15 protein-coding genes and 1 tRNA gene are annotated in these 15071 nt (G+C 28.6%); 1 reads left to right on the top strand and 15 read right to left on the bottom strand.

Going from position 1 to position 15071, the window contains the following annotated elements:
• Positions 1–30: 30 nt before the first annotated feature.
• The 15 genes from rfbB to B3N22_RS09205 form a co-directional block, all read right to left on the bottom strand.
• Positions 31–1089, bottom strand: coding sequence for a dTDP-glucose 4,6-dehydratase (rfbB, locus tag B3N22_RS09275; protein WP_286906501.1), 1059 nt, complete (start codon positions 1087–1089; stop codon positions 31–33).
• 3 nt (positions 1090–1092) lie between these two features.
• Complete coding sequence (gene rfbC / locus B3N22_RS09270) at positions 1093–1668, bottom strand: dTDP-4-dehydrorhamnose 3,5-epimerase (protein WP_286906555.1); 576 nt, start codon at positions 1666–1668, stop codon at positions 1093–1095.
• A gap of 5 nt (positions 1669–1673) precedes the next feature.
• Positions 1674–2567 carry a glucose-1-phosphate thymidylyltransferase RfbA gene (rfbA, locus tag B3N22_RS09265; RefSeq protein WP_286906500.1) on the bottom strand — a complete coding sequence of 298 codons (894 nt, stop codon included), beginning with the start codon at positions 2565–2567 and terminating at the stop codon, positions 1674–1676.
• A 111-nt stretch (positions 2568–2678) separates the two neighbouring features.
• On the bottom strand, positions 2679–3989 hold the full coding sequence (locus B3N22_RS09260; RefSeq protein ID WP_286906498.1) for an O-antigen ligase family protein: 1311 nt from the start codon (positions 3987–3989) through the stop codon (positions 2679–2681).
• 5 nt (positions 3990–3994) lie between these two features.
• A complete protein-coding gene (locus B3N22_RS09255; protein WP_286906496.1) occupies positions 3995–5110 on the bottom strand; it encodes a glycosyltransferase family 4 protein in 1116 nt (371 codons plus the stop codon).
• Positions 5111–6223 carry a glycosyltransferase gene (locus B3N22_RS09250; protein WP_286906493.1) on the bottom strand — a complete coding sequence of 371 codons (1113 nt, stop codon included), beginning with the start codon at positions 6221–6223 and terminating at the stop codon, positions 5111–5113.
• Between the two features lie 16 nt (positions 6224–6239).
• Entirely contained in the window at positions 6240–7283 is a 1044-nt protein-coding gene (locus B3N22_RS09245; protein ID WP_286906492.1) for a mannose-1-phosphate guanylyltransferase, read from the bottom strand.
• Between the two features lie 23 nt (positions 7284–7306).
• A complete protein-coding gene (locus tag B3N22_RS09240) occupies positions 7307–7921 on the bottom strand; it encodes a sugar transferase (protein WP_286906553.1) in 615 nt (204 codons plus the stop codon).
• A gap of 248 nt (positions 7922–8169) precedes the next feature.
• A complete protein-coding gene (gene rfbD / locus B3N22_RS09235; RefSeq protein ID WP_286906489.1) occupies positions 8170–9048 on the bottom strand; it encodes a dTDP-4-dehydrorhamnose reductase in 879 nt (292 codons plus the stop codon).
• A gap of 182 nt (positions 9049–9230) precedes the next feature.
• Positions 9231–9306 (bottom strand) — tRNA-Trp (locus tag B3N22_RS09230).
• Positions 9307–9378: 72 nt separating this feature from the next.
• Positions 9379–10590 carry an EAL and HDOD domain-containing protein gene (locus tag B3N22_RS09225; RefSeq protein WP_286906487.1) on the bottom strand — a complete coding sequence of 404 codons (1212 nt, stop codon included), beginning with the start codon at positions 10588–10590 and terminating at the stop codon, positions 9379–9381.
• A gap of 115 nt (positions 10591–10705) precedes the next feature.
• On the bottom strand, positions 10706–10876 hold the full coding sequence (locus tag B3N22_RS09220; RefSeq protein WP_021800523.1) for a small, acid-soluble spore protein, alpha/beta type: 171 nt from the start codon (positions 10874–10876) through the stop codon (positions 10706–10708).
• Positions 10877–11171: 295 nt separating this feature from the next.
• Positions 11172–11924 carry a carbohydrate deacetylase gene (locus B3N22_RS09215; RefSeq protein WP_286906484.1) on the bottom strand — a complete coding sequence of 251 codons (753 nt, stop codon included), beginning with the start codon at positions 11922–11924 and terminating at the stop codon, positions 11172–11174.
• A 34-nt stretch (positions 11925–11958) separates the two neighbouring features.
• A complete protein-coding gene (locus B3N22_RS09210) occupies positions 11959–12477 on the bottom strand; it encodes a DUF3284 domain-containing protein (protein ID WP_286906483.1) in 519 nt (172 codons plus the stop codon).
• Between the two features lie 114 nt (positions 12478–12591).
• A complete protein-coding gene (locus tag B3N22_RS09205; protein ID WP_286906481.1) occupies positions 12592–13731 on the bottom strand; it encodes a DEAD/DEAH box helicase in 1140 nt (379 codons plus the stop codon).
• A 212-nt stretch (positions 13732–13943) separates the two neighbouring features.
• Between B3N22_RS09205 and B3N22_RS09200 the strand changes: the two genes are divergently transcribed.
• On the top strand, positions 13944–15011 hold the full coding sequence (locus tag B3N22_RS09200) for an NAD(P)H-dependent flavin oxidoreductase (RefSeq protein ID WP_286906551.1): 1068 nt from the start codon (positions 13944–13946) through the stop codon (positions 15009–15011).
• The last annotated feature ends 60 nt before the right edge of the window (positions 15012–15071 follow it).

Below are 15071 nucleotides of genomic sequence, written 5' to 3'. Positions count from 1 at the left end.
ATGATACTATATAGATTTTTAAATTTATGACTAAATTTTAATCATATACATACTATTATAATACTTCTGATAATCCCCAGAAGTCACATTTTCCATCCATTCCTTATTATCTAAATACCATTTAATTGTTTTTACTATTCCAACTTCAAAAGTAGTTTCTGGATACCAACCTAAATCATTTTTTATCTTAGTTGGATCTATTCCATATCTTCTATCGTGACCTTTTCTATCTTCAACATACTTAATTAAATCCTCAGTTATAGTATTATCTACATTTTCATTTAAATAAGATATTACTGTTTTAACTATCTGTATATTTGTTCTTTCATTATGCCCACCTACATTATAAACTTGACCTGGTTTTCCATCTCTTACTACCATGTCTATTGCTTTGCAGTGATCTTCTACATATAACCAGTCTCTTATATTAAGCCCATCCCCATATACTGGTAAATCTTTATGATTTAAGCAGTTATTAATTAGTAATGGTATAAGTTTTTCTGGGAAATGGTATGGTCCATAGTTATTTGAGCATCTCGTTATGGTTACTGGCATCTTGTAAGTATCTGAATATGCCTGAGCCATAAAGTCTGCCCCAGCTTTACTTGAAGAATATGGACTGTGTGGATCTAAGGGTGTTGTTTCCATAAAGTATCCTGTTTCTCCTAATGAACCATATACTTCATCTGTTGATACCTGATGATATCTAACTCCTTCTTTCCATCCACCTTTTGTCTCCCATGCATTTTTTGCACAGTTAAGTAAGTTTACTGTTCCTAAAACATTTGTTTGAACAAATATTTCTGGTTCTTTTATACTTCTATCAACGTGAGATTCTGCTGCAAAATTTACTACGTAATCTATATCATATTTTTGAAATAAAGATGTAACTAGTTCTTTATCACAAATATCACCCTGAACAAATATATGATTTTCGTTTCCTTCTAAAGATTTTAAATTTTCTAAATTTCCTGCATAAGTTAATTTATCTAAGTTTATTATTTTAACGTTATTATATTTATTAAGCATATATAGAACATAATTTGATCCTATAAATCCTGCTCCTCCAGTAACTAAATAAGTCTTCATAAACTATTTATCCCCCTCATATATAAATTGTAAATCTAATTCTTTTAATGTTTTTTGAACTTTATCTTTTTCAGATAATAAAAGTTTATCTATTCCTTCTAAAGGCCATTTTATCCCTACTTCTGGGTCATTCCATAAAAGTCCAGAATCATATTCTGGAGAATAGAAATCTGTACATTTATAGTTAAATACAGCTTCATCAGAAACTACCAGGAAACCATGTGCAAATCCTTCTGGTACATAGAATTGTCTTTTGTTTTCTTCTGTTAAAAGCACACCTTCCCATTGACCAAATGTAGGTGATCCTTTTCTCAAGTCTACAGCAACATCATAAACTTCTCCTCTAGTAGCTCTAACTAATTTTCCTTGAGTATGTTTTGTTTGAAAATGCATCCCTCTTAAAACACCTTTTTTAGATCTTGATTCATTATCTTGAACAAATTCCATAGTTAATCCAGCTTCAAAGAAATCGTCTTTATTGTATACTTCCATAAAGTATCCCCTACTATCTCCAAATACTTTAGGTTCTATAATATACAAATCTTTTATCTTAGTTTTAATAAAATTAAACATAATTATTCTCCTTACTTATTAGCTAGATTTTCCTTCTCACACTCTTCCGATATATCCTCTAAATATTTTCCATATCCTGTTTTTAATAATGGTTTAGCTAATTCTAACAGCTTATCTTTAGAAATCCATCCTTTTCTATATGCGATTTCTTCCAAGCATGCTACATATGTACCTTGAGTATTTTGAACAGCTTCTACAAAGTTAGATGCTTGAAGCATTGATGAATGAGTTCCAGTATCAAGCCAAGCCATTCCTCTTCCCAAAAGTTCTACCTTAAGTGTTTCTTCTTCAAGATATAATCTATTTAAATCTGTTATTTCTAATTCTCCTCTTGGTGAAGGTTTTAAATTCTTAGCTTTTTCAACAACTGAATTATCATAAAAATATAATCCTGGTATTGCATATTTTGATTTAGGTTTTTCAGGTTTTTCCTCTAACGATAAAACATTTCCTTCTGAATCAAACTCTACTACGCCAAATGCTTTAGGATTTTGAACATAATATCCAAAAATAACTGCTCCTTTTTCAAGCTTAGAAGCGTTATATAAGTTTTTGCTAAAACTTTGACCATAGAATATATTATCTCCTAATATCATAGCAACGTTATCATCGCCTATAAATTCCTCACCTATTACAAAAGCTTCTGCAAGTCCATTAGGTGCTAATTGAACTTTATATTCAATACTTAATCCTAAATCAGACCCATCTCTAAACAATTCTTTAAAATTAGGTAAATCTCTCTCTGTAGATATTATGAGTACTTCCTTAATACCAGCAAGCATAAGTACTGATATTGGATAATAAATCATTGGTTTATCATATATTGGTACCATTTGCTTCGACATTGCCTTTGTTACTGGGTACAACCTTGTTCCTGATCCCCCAGCTAATATAATTCCTTTCATAATTAAATACACCACCTTGTGAAATTTTTAAATTTATATTCTATCTAATACTACCTTAAAATCTATTATTTTTTTATTTAAAAATATTTTAAATTAAAAGATTTACTGAACTTATTCATCAACTATATCTAAAAGATATACATAGTTTAAAAAGCTCATAAAGGTTATTATAAAAAACTGATAGTATAGTAAGTCATTAAAATTGCATATTGCAAGAGCTGCCAATATATATGCTAAAATATACCTTCCTATTTTTTTATTATATTTTAATGTATTTCTAAAGATAGATTTCAAATACTTTCCAAATGTAATTAAAAGTAATATAGTTCCTAAAACGCCAAAACAGATAAATGTATTTAGTATAGATGAATCTAATGCTGATAAACCCGTTCTTAAATCCACTCTAATATAGTTATATCCAATTCCCATTAATATTTTATATATAGGACTTGTGAAAAGTGTAGACACTTCTTTAGAATCATTACTAAGTAGGTGATCTGCACCTATTTGAATAGAATCAAATCTATGTTGTGCTGATGGGTCATTTGATATTCCAACAAATCTACCAGTAAGTCTTGGAATCACTTCACTATTAGTTACTAATATAATAACTATAAGAAGTATAAACCCAACACTAAATATTATTATATTTTTATTAAAATTTTCTTTCCCTTTAATTATATTAATAAAATGTATTAGTCCTATAACAAATAATCCTATACATATTCCTAAAATTCCTGACCTGGAGTATGAATAAATTATACAATTTATAAAATATAAAGATAGAAATAAATATAAACTTATCCTTCTGTTATCCTTAAAGTACAAGTATAAGCATAGCAATAAAGGAAATACAATTATGCTAGATGCAAAATTAGGATCAAAAAAGCTCCCATAAAATCGTCCTATATGTGGATCTCCATAAAATATAATTCCAAACTTCTTTAGATATAACCAAAAATCAATCGATTCAGGAAATATTATTAATATAGTCCATCCAATTAATGTATAAATGAAGAAAATCCCTAAAATAAGGTCAATTACTTTTTTGAAATTCTTTTTGAACTTTATATTGAATATATGTCCAATAATAAAAGTAGCTATTAATTGTCCCACTAATCTTATGCAATATAAAAAGGATTGTATAGCTTGCCCTTTATGATATATTACTCCCATTACTGAAAATATTAGTATAATTCCTATAAAAATAAAGTATATTCTTTTCATTTTCAATAATTTTATATATAATTTCAAGTTAATAACTGCATATACACCAGTTAATAATAATAATAATATTTCAGAAACAGATATATTGCTAGGTAACCATGTAGCTTTAATAAATCTTGGAAAGTTTCCAAGTATTAAATATAGTGCAAAATAAATAATAATTATATATTGTAAAACACTGTTAATCTTTTTCAAAGAAATCACTTCACTTTCTTAAGTAAATTTTCATATTCTGACATAGTTTGTTGTGCAAGCTTATCCCAAGTAAAATATCCAGCTCTTTTTAAACCATACAAGGAATATTTTTTGTAGCTTTCATTATCTATCAATAAAGTATTTATTTTTACTGATAAATCTTCCTGATTTAATACTTTAAAAGTAATTCCTTCTTCTCCAACTACTTCAGGTAAAGATGATGTATCTGCAACAATAGCTGGACATCCACACGCCATAGCTTCTAATGGCGGAAGTCCAAATCCTTCATATAAAGATGGAAAAACAAATACTCTAGCTAATGTATAAATTGCTGGTAAATCTTTATCATCAATAAATCCAATAAATTTTATCCTATTTTCAACTCCAGATTCTTTAGCTATTTCTAAAAGTCCTTGATTATCTTTTCCATTTAAAATAAGGGTTAATCCTTGTTCTATAAAGCTCATTGCCTTTATAAGTGTTTTAACGTTTTTATGAGGTTTTTGATTCCCAACATATAGCACAAAGTTTTCTGGAAGTGAATATTTATTTTTTATAGTATTTAATATTTCACTATCTTCTATTCTTTTAAAACTATCATCAATTCCATTATACGTAACCACTATATCTTCATCTTTACAATTAAGCCAAGATCTAATTTCTTCCTTGGAAAAATTAGATACAGTTAATATCTTTTCACTTTTTAATGCAGAAGGCCTCACAATATATTGGTAATAATATTTATGCACTGGAGAATAAAACTCCGGAAACCTTAGGTGATTTAAGTCATGTATAGTCATTAATGATTTAATCTTTAAAAAAGGACTCGAAGAAAAAGAAGGAGAATGAAATATCCCTTCTTTTTTGTATTTATTTAAAATTCTAGGTAATTCAATCTGTTCTTTTAAAGAAAGAAATTTAGATTTCATAACTATATATTCTATATTATTTATTTCTTTGAATATATCTTTTGCCATATTTAAATCATTAACTAAAAGTACAAATTTAATTTTATTAGTTTTAGATATATTTTTAATAAGTTCATATGTATATCTAGCTATTCCATGAAGATGATAATCTACCATTCTAGCATCTATAAATACAGATTTTTTACCATCCAATTATAACACCGTCCAATGTTTAGTATTTTGAAATTCTTCATATTTATCTGCTACAAACTTCTCTATTTTTTGTTTAAAAAATACTTCATCCCATTTGTACGCATGTTGTCTAATTTCATTTTTATCAAAACTAACAGTCTCAAATTTTTTAACAGCTTCTACTAATGATTCTGTAGTTTGTTCTTTAAAAAATATTCCTGTCTTATTTTCTACAACGGTTTCTAGTGCTCCACCTTTACCAAAAGCAATTACTGGTCTTCCGCTAGACATAGCCTCTAATGGAGTTATACCAAAATCCTCTTCACCGGGAAAAATAAAAGCTCTACACTTGGAGTAATATTCTTTTATAGCTTCGTCTGATTGTCTTCCGAGGAAAGTGATATTAGATTTAGCCATCTGTTGAAGTTTTTCTCTTTCTTCTCCATCTCCAATAATAACCAACGGAAGTCCTAATTCATTAAATGCTTTTACAGCTAAGTCTACTCTTTTATATTTAACTAATCTTGTAAGTATTAAAAAGTATGGTTTATCTTCATTACTTATATTAAACATATTCCATCTTACCGGCGGGGGTATAACAAAACTTTCTCTTCTATAATGTTTCCATATTCTTCTTGAAACGTTTGCCGAATTAGCTATAAAATAGTCTACTCTATTAGAGGATACTTGATCCCATACTCTCATATAATTCATAAAATATTTTAGAAGCTTCTTCTTACTTTTACCCATTTCTTCTGTATATTCATAATAAAATTCCCATCCGTATCTCATAGGAGAATGACAATAACACACATGCATAGCTGCTGGATTTGTTATTATACCTTTAGCTGTACTGTGACTACTTGAAAGAACTACATCATATTCATTTAAATCAAAGCTCTCAAAAGCCATAGGCATAAAAGGGAAAAAACTTTGATGCTTTTCTCTTGCCTTTTTATTGTTTTGTAAAAAAGATGTTCTTACATCAGCATTTTTAAAAACATCATCTAATTTATCTGGATTATAAACAGTCGTATATATAGGTGCTTCTGGATAAACCCCTCTAAAGTTTGCAACTACTTGTTCAGAACCGGCCATATTAGTTAACCAATCATGTACCAATGCTATTTTCATTTAAATCACTCCTATTTTACAATCCTTCTTTAGCTAATTTTATTTGTTGTTCATGTTCTTTTGAAGATATCATTATGTAATCAGCTGTTTCAACAACAATCAAATTATCTACATTATTAAGAAGAATAGGTTTGTTTGTTACAACAATATTATTTTTAGATTCGAAAGCAACTCCCTCTGTTTTAAACACATTACCTTTTTCATCTAATTCACTATATCTTTCTATACTAGTCCAATTTCCTACATCATCCCATCCAAACTCACTAGGAATAACATATATATTCTGAACTTTTTCCATAACTCCAAAGTCTATGGATATATTATCAACATTTTTATAGTTTTCATTTATTATGGCTTGCAACTGTTCTTCACTAATGTGCATAACTTCTTTTAATGCATCATACGTATTGGGTAACAATTCTCTAATAGAGTTAAGTATAGAATCATTATTCCAAATAAACATACCACCATTCCATAGGTATGTACCTGCATCTAAATATTCTAACGCCTTTTCATAATTAGGTTTTTCTATAAATTTATTAACCTTGTATATATCTGAATTTCTTATAATATCAACTTTTTCTTTTAAGTTTATATAACCATAGCCTGTTTCTGGTCTATTAGGTTTCATGCCTAAAGTAACAATAGCTTCCTTATCCTTTTTAGTATATTCATAAGCTGCAAGAAGTTTATTTCTAAATTCTTTTTCATCTTCAACCAAATGATCAGATGGAAGAATGGCTATAGTAGCATCCTTATGATACCTATTTATAAGCATAGCTGACAAGGCTATACAAGGTGCAGTGTTTCTCGCTTCTGGCTCAATGATTATATTCCTTAATGGTAAGCTTGGTAGTTGCTCTTTAACATAATTTACATATCTTTCCCCAGTAGAAATAAATATTCTATCTACTGGTACTAATTCTTCTAATCTCTTTACTGTCATCTGAAGCATAGTATCTTCGGTTATTAACGATAAAAATTGTTTTGGTTTTTCCTCTGTAGAAAGCGGCCAAAATCTTGTTCCTTTTCCACCTGCCATTATTAATGCACATAACATAGTTAGTGTCATCCCCTCTTGCTTTAAATTGCCCCTTCTTTTCTTATAACAGCTATAACTGTTTTAAATAATATTCTTATATCTAATAATGTAGATCTATTATCTATATAATACATATCCATTTGAACTCTTTCGTCATAGGTAGTATCACTTCTACCGTTAGCTTGCCAAAATCCGGTTAAACCTGGCTTTACAGAAAAAAGTTTATCTGCATATTTCCCGTATTTAGCTACTTCTTTTTGAACTATTGGCCTTGGACCTACTACACTCATGTCCCCTTTAATTATATTAATTAATTGAGGAAGTTCATCTAAACTGGTTTTTCTTAAAAATGCTCCTATTTTAGTAACTCTTGGATCATCATCTAATTTGAAATTTTTCTCAAATTCTGCTTTTTGCTCTGGTGTAAAATTTCTTAAAACCTCTTCTGCATTCTGAACCATACTTCTAAATTTATAGACACTTATGGTTTCTCCTTTATATCCTATTCTTTTATGTCCAAAAAAAACTGGACCTTTTGAATCTAATTTAACTAAGACAATTAAAATCAAAAACAATGGAGATAAAATTATTAATAATAAAGTTGAACTAACAATATCAAATATCCTTTTAGAAAGTGAATATATTTTTAAACTCATGCTTATTTCTCCGTTGATTTTTTTAGAAATATTATAATCTAAATTTTGCATGTTACCCTCCAAAATTGAGAATTAGATTTATTTTAAATTACTTGAATACCATTTTTTTCATAACTTTTGCAATACAATTCTACCATACTTAGCTTATAGTGTCTATGAAACTATAATTTTGTTACTAAATCTTTATATATAGAGTATAAAAAGACAACATATTCCTCATAATATTTACAAATAAGTTACTAAACATGTTATTTCTCATTATTTAAGAATACTTTAAGTGCATCTTCCCAGTTTCTCATTTCATCTCCAACAGTAACTCTTAACATCATGTTGTCTAAAGATGAATAAGATGGCCTTTTTGCTGCTCTTACATAATCATTAGAAGTAACTGGATCAACTTTACAATCTATATTAGAAAATTCAATGATTTTGCTAGCAAAATCATACCAAGAACACTCTCCAGTTCCTGTACAGTGATAAGTACCGTATTCTTCTGTTACAGCAACTTTTAACATATGATGTGCTAAATCTTCTGCATTGGTTGGATTTCCTCTTTGATCATCTACAACTGTTAAATGCCCTTTTTCTTTTCCTGCTTTAATTATAGTATATACAAAATTACTACCTTCATATCCATATAGCCAAGCTGTTCTTATTATATAATATTTGTCAGCTATTTCTCTTACAAATTTTTCTCCAGCTAGTTTAGTTTTTCCATAAACACTTACTGGTATTGTTTCATCATACTCCTTAAATGGCACTGTTCCTTCTCCACTAAATACATAATCAGTAGATACATGAACCACTTTAGCATTTACTTCATTAGATATTATTGCCAAATTTCTAGGTCCTAACGCATTTATTTTAAAAGCTAAATCTTCATTGCTTTCACAGGCATCTACATTTGTGTACGCAGCACAATTTATTATAATTTCTGGCTTAACAGCAGTTAAATAACTCCTTACAGCATTTATATCTGTAATATCAAGTATATCAACATCCACACCTATAATTTCAACATTTTCATATTCTTTTGGTAATTTACCTATTTCTGATTGTCCATTTCTTAATATATTAGTAATTTGCTTTCCTAATTGTCCTTTTGCTCCAGTAATTAAAATTTTCATAAAACAAACCTCTCTTTTTTCAAAATTTTACAAATCTATTTTATTAATTGACCTTCTAATTAAATATTCAACAACTTTTATAGTATCATATACTTATTTTTCATTCAATGAAAAGTCTTTTTTGTAATAAAATTTTAAGCAATAAAAAAAGACTTTAATCAAATTTTAATTAAAGTCTTTTATGGCAGGGGCAGTAGGACTCGAACCCACAACCAATGGTTTTGGAGACCACTACTCTACCAATTGAGCCATACCCCTATATGTTTTTGAACATTAGTTATATTAACATAAATTTCTTACTAGCGCAAGTTTTATTACTTAAAATACTTATTATAAATTATTTCTATGACTCCACTCTAGAGCTTCCATATAACTACTTCTTAATTCATCCGTGCTAATATTAAAGTATTCCATAAGTTCAAATATCTTATCTATCTTTCCTTCTTCATAACTTAATATTAACGCTAATAAGAAACCATATTTATTGTTTTTTTCTCCTACTAATGCACTTTTAACTTCCTCATCAACTAAAATTTCCTCAAGTATTTCATCTATTGGTTTTTCTAAAATCACATCAACTAAAGATAACATACCTGTCAAATAAGCATTAAAAGAATCATTTTTAAATCTTGTTTTTAAAAATATTAATTCACCAAATTTTGCTCTTGCTAAAGATTCAAATATTATAAAATCAGGCCTGTCATCCCCTATAGCTTTTATTGATACTAAGTACAACCATTTCTTTACCTGAATTTCTCCTGTATAGGATAAAGCTTGTTTTATGGATGTAATTTTATACTTTAATCCAAATTCAGCTGAATTAACTATTCTGAGCAATTTATAAGACAAAGATATATCTTTTTTTATCAACTCTTCAACCTTTTCTAATGAAAAGTCCTTAGAGTTTAATTCCTCCAATAATCTCATATGTATAATCTTATTTTCAGGTATTTTTTTACCTGATATAACCACAGGTTTACTTAGGTAATAACCTTGAAAATACGAATACCCATATTTTACTGCATCATTAAATTCCTTTATGGTCTCAACTTTCTCAGCTAGAAACTTTATATTTTTGTTTTTTATCTTTTTAATAACTTCTTTTCGCTCTTCCCCTTTAGTAATCCTAAAATCGACTTTAATAATATCAACAAACTCCATTAAACTCTTGTATTTATCATGAAAAACAAAGTCATCTAGGGCTATTGTGTATTTCATTTCCTTAAGCTTTCTACATATATTAATTATCTCTAGGGTTGGTTCTATATCTTCTAAAATTTCAACTACAACATATTCTGGAGACAACAAATCTAAAATATTGGATTTTAAAATATTTTCAGTGAAATTTATAAATATCTTTTTACTTTTAGCTATTTTTTCTATTCCAAAATTAAATAAAGTATTTTTTATTACTTCTATTGTTGCATTATCTCCATCCACACTATTATATTTATTTAACATTTCAGTTCTAAATAATAATTCGTAGGCTATTATTTTATTTTTTTTATCGAATATTGGTTGTCTTGCTAAAAAAATATCCATTTAAAATCCCTCTCAACATTTTCTAATTAATACTATTTTAGCCTACTCATTAATTTGTTACAATTTATTTATATATCCAATAATTGCAAGCAAAATAAAATAGCCCTAAAGGCTATTAACTTTGTTCTGGATCTCTTTTTCTAGGCTCATTTTTGCCAAGTTTTCTCGACTCTTTTGAATAACCTATTTCGTTTGCTGTCTCCATTTTCATTTTATTTAATTCCTTTTGAGTTTTTTGACCTGCTTTTTTATTTTCTTTAGAGTTTTTGTTATTTTTGTGAGCCATTTAATATCACTCCTTTTTATTTTCTAGATTTAGTATTACTTCTATTTTTCCATACTATACAGTAAATTGATTGGTACAATAGTCTTTATTTTCTTATAGCAATGTTTGAATTAAAAGTTGGTGATACTATCTCTCAGTTACATTTTTAAAACTTTATTTGTGCACCAACTTTTTAATGGAACATTGATACATGCACTTTCATTTTAACTATTACAATATATATTTTCAGTACTTACCTACAAGGAAATAGACACCTCCAAAAAAATCTAAAATTTTTAGAAGTGTCTATTTTTATTTATATTTCATTAAAGCCTATGAGCCCAATATTATTTTCATTAATATATGTTTTAATTTTTTCTGAAGTTAAAACCCTAAATTCCTCTGCTCTATGTTTGTTATATGAGGTTGCATTTATTAAATCCTCGTCTACATATGCTGGATGGCACATTATTTCTAATACTTCCCCATCTTTAGCGTTTTCTAATACTTTTATTAGGTAATCTTCACTTACTCCTTCATTATAAAAATCAATACACATATCATCCGTTGTTTTTATATTATTATCTTTGAAGTAATTTAAATTTTCTATAAATGGGCATCTCACTGGAAGGTTATATTCTTTTGCAAGCTCAAATACAACATCTAGCCCCTCATTCGTAAACGCAAATGCATGATGATGACCATCCAAATGAGTTGGCACTATTCCCATGGAAATAATCTTTTCTATCTGCGCTTTAAATTCTTTTTTAACTTCTTCATAGTTTATATTTTCAACTAAATCTATTCTTCTATGAAAATTCCCCTCTTCTGTAACTATGGATTTTATCTCTCCTCTAGGAAGTATTGGTTTACCCCAGGTTAAAGTTAGATGCACTCCTATATTTTTTATCCCTCTAACTTTTGCCTCTTCAATAGCTTCCTTTATATATAGTCCATTTGCCATGGCAGTAGTTTCTGTAACTACACCTTTTTCCATAGAATCCAGTATACCTAATGACACACCTTTTGTTAATCCAAAATCATCGGCATTTATTATAACTTTTTTCATTTTACCCTGTCCCTTCATCATTAATTATTATCTTTTATTCTCCTTCTGACGCTATCTCTTCCCCGTCATTTTCTCCGTCATCTTCTTCATTCTTTCTTCTACCACTATTTTCTCTTCTCTCAATCAACTCTTTAGCCTCAACTTCTAGTCCTTTTACAAAGTATTCAAATCTTCTATTTATTCTCTTTTTAAATAAGTACTTAACTATAAAAGAATTAATTATTGCAAATATTCCTCCAGATGCCTCTGTTTCACTAAGTGTGATCTTTGTTTTGTTTTCTTCTAACTCTTCAAACTCATATCTTGAAGTATATACTTGCCCATTAGGACTAGTACTAGTTATCTCATAAACCTTATCTTTTTCAAAATCAGTTATTTCTACAGTCATAGTTGCTGTCTTTCCAGAGTATGCTCCAACCTTTTTTTCAACCTTGGTTCCTACTGCTGTTTTTTCTTTAAAATTAGGAAAATCTCTTTTTGCAACTTTAATAAAGATCCCAAATAAGTCCTTAACTGAATAATCTAGTATGATTTCGTTTTCATGCATGCTCATATAGCTTACCTCCAAAGATAATATTATAAAAGGCGGATTATCCGCCCTTTATTTTCTTAATTTCATTATAACTGTTTTTTTATTAGTTTCCAATATTTTATCATGTTAAAACTCTTAGTCTTGCAATACTTTTCCCATGTAAACATATTTTCTATTGAATTTTAGGTTTAAATCTTTTTCATATACTCTAATGTTATTAAGATCCCTATTATCAACTAAAGAATATGCTTCTCCTTTTTCTCCAGCTCTACCAACTCTACCAACTCTATGAAGATAATTTTTAGGGTCTCTTGGGGTATCTAGATTAATTACATGAGTAACTCCTTTTATATCTAATCCCCTAGCTGCTACATCAGATGCTACTAGCACTTGAATTTTTCCTCTTCTAAAGCTTTCTAATGCATTTTTTCTTTCATCTTTATCTATATCTCCATGGATAGTTGCTGCATTTATTTTATGAAATTTTAACTTCTCTAAAGTCTGATCAACATTAAAGCTATTACTTATAAACACTATTGCTCTTTTAGGTCTAGCTGCATGTATAAGTTTTCTTAGGTATTCAACCTTTTTTCTTTCCTCAACCATAATATAGTTATGAGTTATGTCTTCATTTACTTTATTACTTCCCTTTACTCTTACAACCTCTAAATCTTCTACTAATTCCTTAGAAAGTTGTAAACTGCTATTATTAATAGTTGCAGAAAACATTAAAAATTGATCTACCTTTTGTGTGTTTTTTACTATCTCTTTTATTAAAGGAATATTTTTATTATCCAAAAGTTTATCCACTTCATCTAGAACTATAGTTTTAATTGTACTCGCAGTTATTTTTTTCTTTCTGATTAATTCTAATACCCTTCCAGCTGATCCAACTAATATATTAGGTTTATCTTTTAATTTTTCTATCTGTCTAGCTATATTAGCGCTACCTATTAATTGAGTGGAAGTTATGGGAACGTTGCTTTCCTTTTTTAGTTCTAAAATTGTATTATGTATCTGCATGCAAAGTTCATAAGTTGGTGCAAGTATTATAGCTTGCATCTCTTTTTTATCTTTTTGAAGTTTTTCTATTAATGGTAATAGATAGGCTAAAGTTTTCCCTGTTCCTGTCTCTGATTGTGCTAAAATATTTTTTCCATCTAAAGCTAAAGGTATAGATTTTTCTTGTACCTCTGTAGCCTCTGTTATCTTTAAGTTTTTTAATGCTTCAACCATGTCTTTATTTAAATTAAGTTTATCAAATGTTATACTCATTGCTTACCTCTTTATCTTTATTTTTTCTGACTGTTCTATCATCTACCATATATATAATAATTTCAATACCTTATTTAAATTATTTATTAATTTTATTATATATATTATATCTTGTTAATTCTTTAATTATAATCTATAATTACTCTATAAAATACTTTGATTATAAAAGTATTTTATATTCAAAGGTTTTTAATATAAAGGAGTTGTGTATGGTGAATATAAAACCTCTACAAATAGGAAACTTAGTATCTAAACTACCAATAATACAAGGAGGGATGGGTGTAGGCGTATCCTCTTCTAAACTAGCTGCTGCTGTAGCTAATGCAGGTGGCATAGGTATAATATCAGGCGCTCAAATAGGTTATGACCAAGAAGATTTTTATACTAATAATCTTGAAGCTAACCTTAGAGCTTTAAAAAAACATATAAAAATAGCTAAAGAAAATGCTTTAAATGGAGTAATAGGTGTTAATCTTATGGTTGCTATGAAACAATATGATGAGCATGTAAAAGCTGCTATAGAAGCTGGCGTAGACTTAATAATTTCAGGTGCTGGACTTCCAACAGCTTTACCTAAATTAGCTAAAGGTTTTAACGTGAAGCTTGCTCCTATAGTTTCTTCACTGAAGGCTTGTAATGTTATTCTAAAACTTTGGGATAAACACCATGGTGTAGCTCCAGATGCTATAGTGGTAGAAGGCCCTAAGGCTGGTGGCCATTTAGGATTCTCTAAAGAAGAACTTATTGAAGATAACATAGATTTCGATAAAATAATAGTTGATATAGTTGAGGCAGTTAAGATTTATGAGGATAAATATAATAAATCTATTCCTGTAATTGCTGCTGGTGGAATTTTTACTGGTTCCGATATTGCAAAGTACTTAAAACTTGGTGCCAGCGGAGTTCAAATGGCTACAAGATTTGTAACTACTGAAGAATGTGATGCTCACATCAACTTTAAAAATGCCTATTTAAATAGTTCACGTGAAGATATAGGTATTGTTAAAAGTCCTGCTGGTATGCCTGGTCGTGCTATAAAAAATCCATTCATGAAAAAAGTTGAACTTGAAGGCTCTAAAGTTACTAAGTGTTACGCTTGTTTAACACCATGTAATCCAGCTACAACCCCATATTGCATAACTGAAGCTTTGATAAACTCAGTTAAAGGTGATGTAGATAATGGGCTAGTATTCTGCGGAGAAAATGCATATCGCTTAGATAAGATAGTCAAAGTTCAAGAACTTATGGATAATCTTGAAGCTGAGATCTTAGAGGCTTAAAAATATTTTTATTTATTATTCAAGAAAGCAAGAATTTTCAATTCTTGCTTTCTTGCTTTC

Source organism: Clostridium sp. UBA1652 (assembly GCF_002320975.1).
In the GTDB taxonomy this organism is placed as follows: Bacteria; Bacillota; Clostridia; order Clostridiales; family Clostridiaceae; genus Clostridium_T; species Clostridium_T intestinale.
This window is presented reverse-complemented; position numbering and strand designations above follow the sequence as displayed.

Coding starts and splice junctions, on each gene's coding strand:
- B3N22_RS09220 (WP_021800523.1), bottom strand. CDS start 10,876: ATGGCTCACAAAAATAACAAAAACTCTAAAGAAAATAAAAAAGCAGGT.
- B3N22_RS09205 (WP_286906481.1), bottom strand. CDS start 13,731: ATGAGTATAACATTTGATAAACTTAATTTAAATAAAGACATGGTTGAA.
- rfbD (WP_286906489.1), bottom strand. CDS start 9,048: ATGAAAATTTTAATTACTGGAGCAAAAGGACAATTAGGAAAGCAAATT.
- B3N22_RS09225 (WP_286906487.1), bottom strand. CDS start 10,590: ATGGATATTTTTTTAGCAAGACAACCAATATTCGATAAAAAAAATAAA.
- rfbB (WP_286906501.1), bottom strand. CDS start 1,089: ATGAAGACTTATTTAGTTACTGGAGGAGCAGGATTTATAGGATCAAAT.
- B3N22_RS09250 (WP_286906493.1), bottom strand. CDS start 6,223: ATGAAAATAGCATTGGTACATGATTGGTTAACTAATATGGCCGGTTCT.
- B3N22_RS09215 (WP_286906484.1), bottom strand. CDS start 11,924: ATGAAAAAAGTTATAATAAATGCCGATGATTTTGGATTAACAAAAGGT.
- B3N22_RS09245 (WP_286906492.1), bottom strand. CDS start 7,283: ATGTTATGTGCATTAATAATGGCAGGTGGAAAAGGAACAAGATTTTGG.
- B3N22_RS09210 (WP_286906483.1), bottom strand. CDS start 12,477: ATGAGCATGCATGAAAACGAAATCATACTAGATTATTCAGTTAAGGAC.
- rfbA (WP_286906500.1), bottom strand. CDS start 2,567: ATGAAAGGAATTATATTAGCTGGGGGATCAGGAACAAGGTTGTACCCA.
- B3N22_RS09240 (WP_286906553.1), bottom strand. CDS start 7,921: ATGAGTTTAAAAATATATTCACTTTCTAAAAGGATATTTGATATTGTT.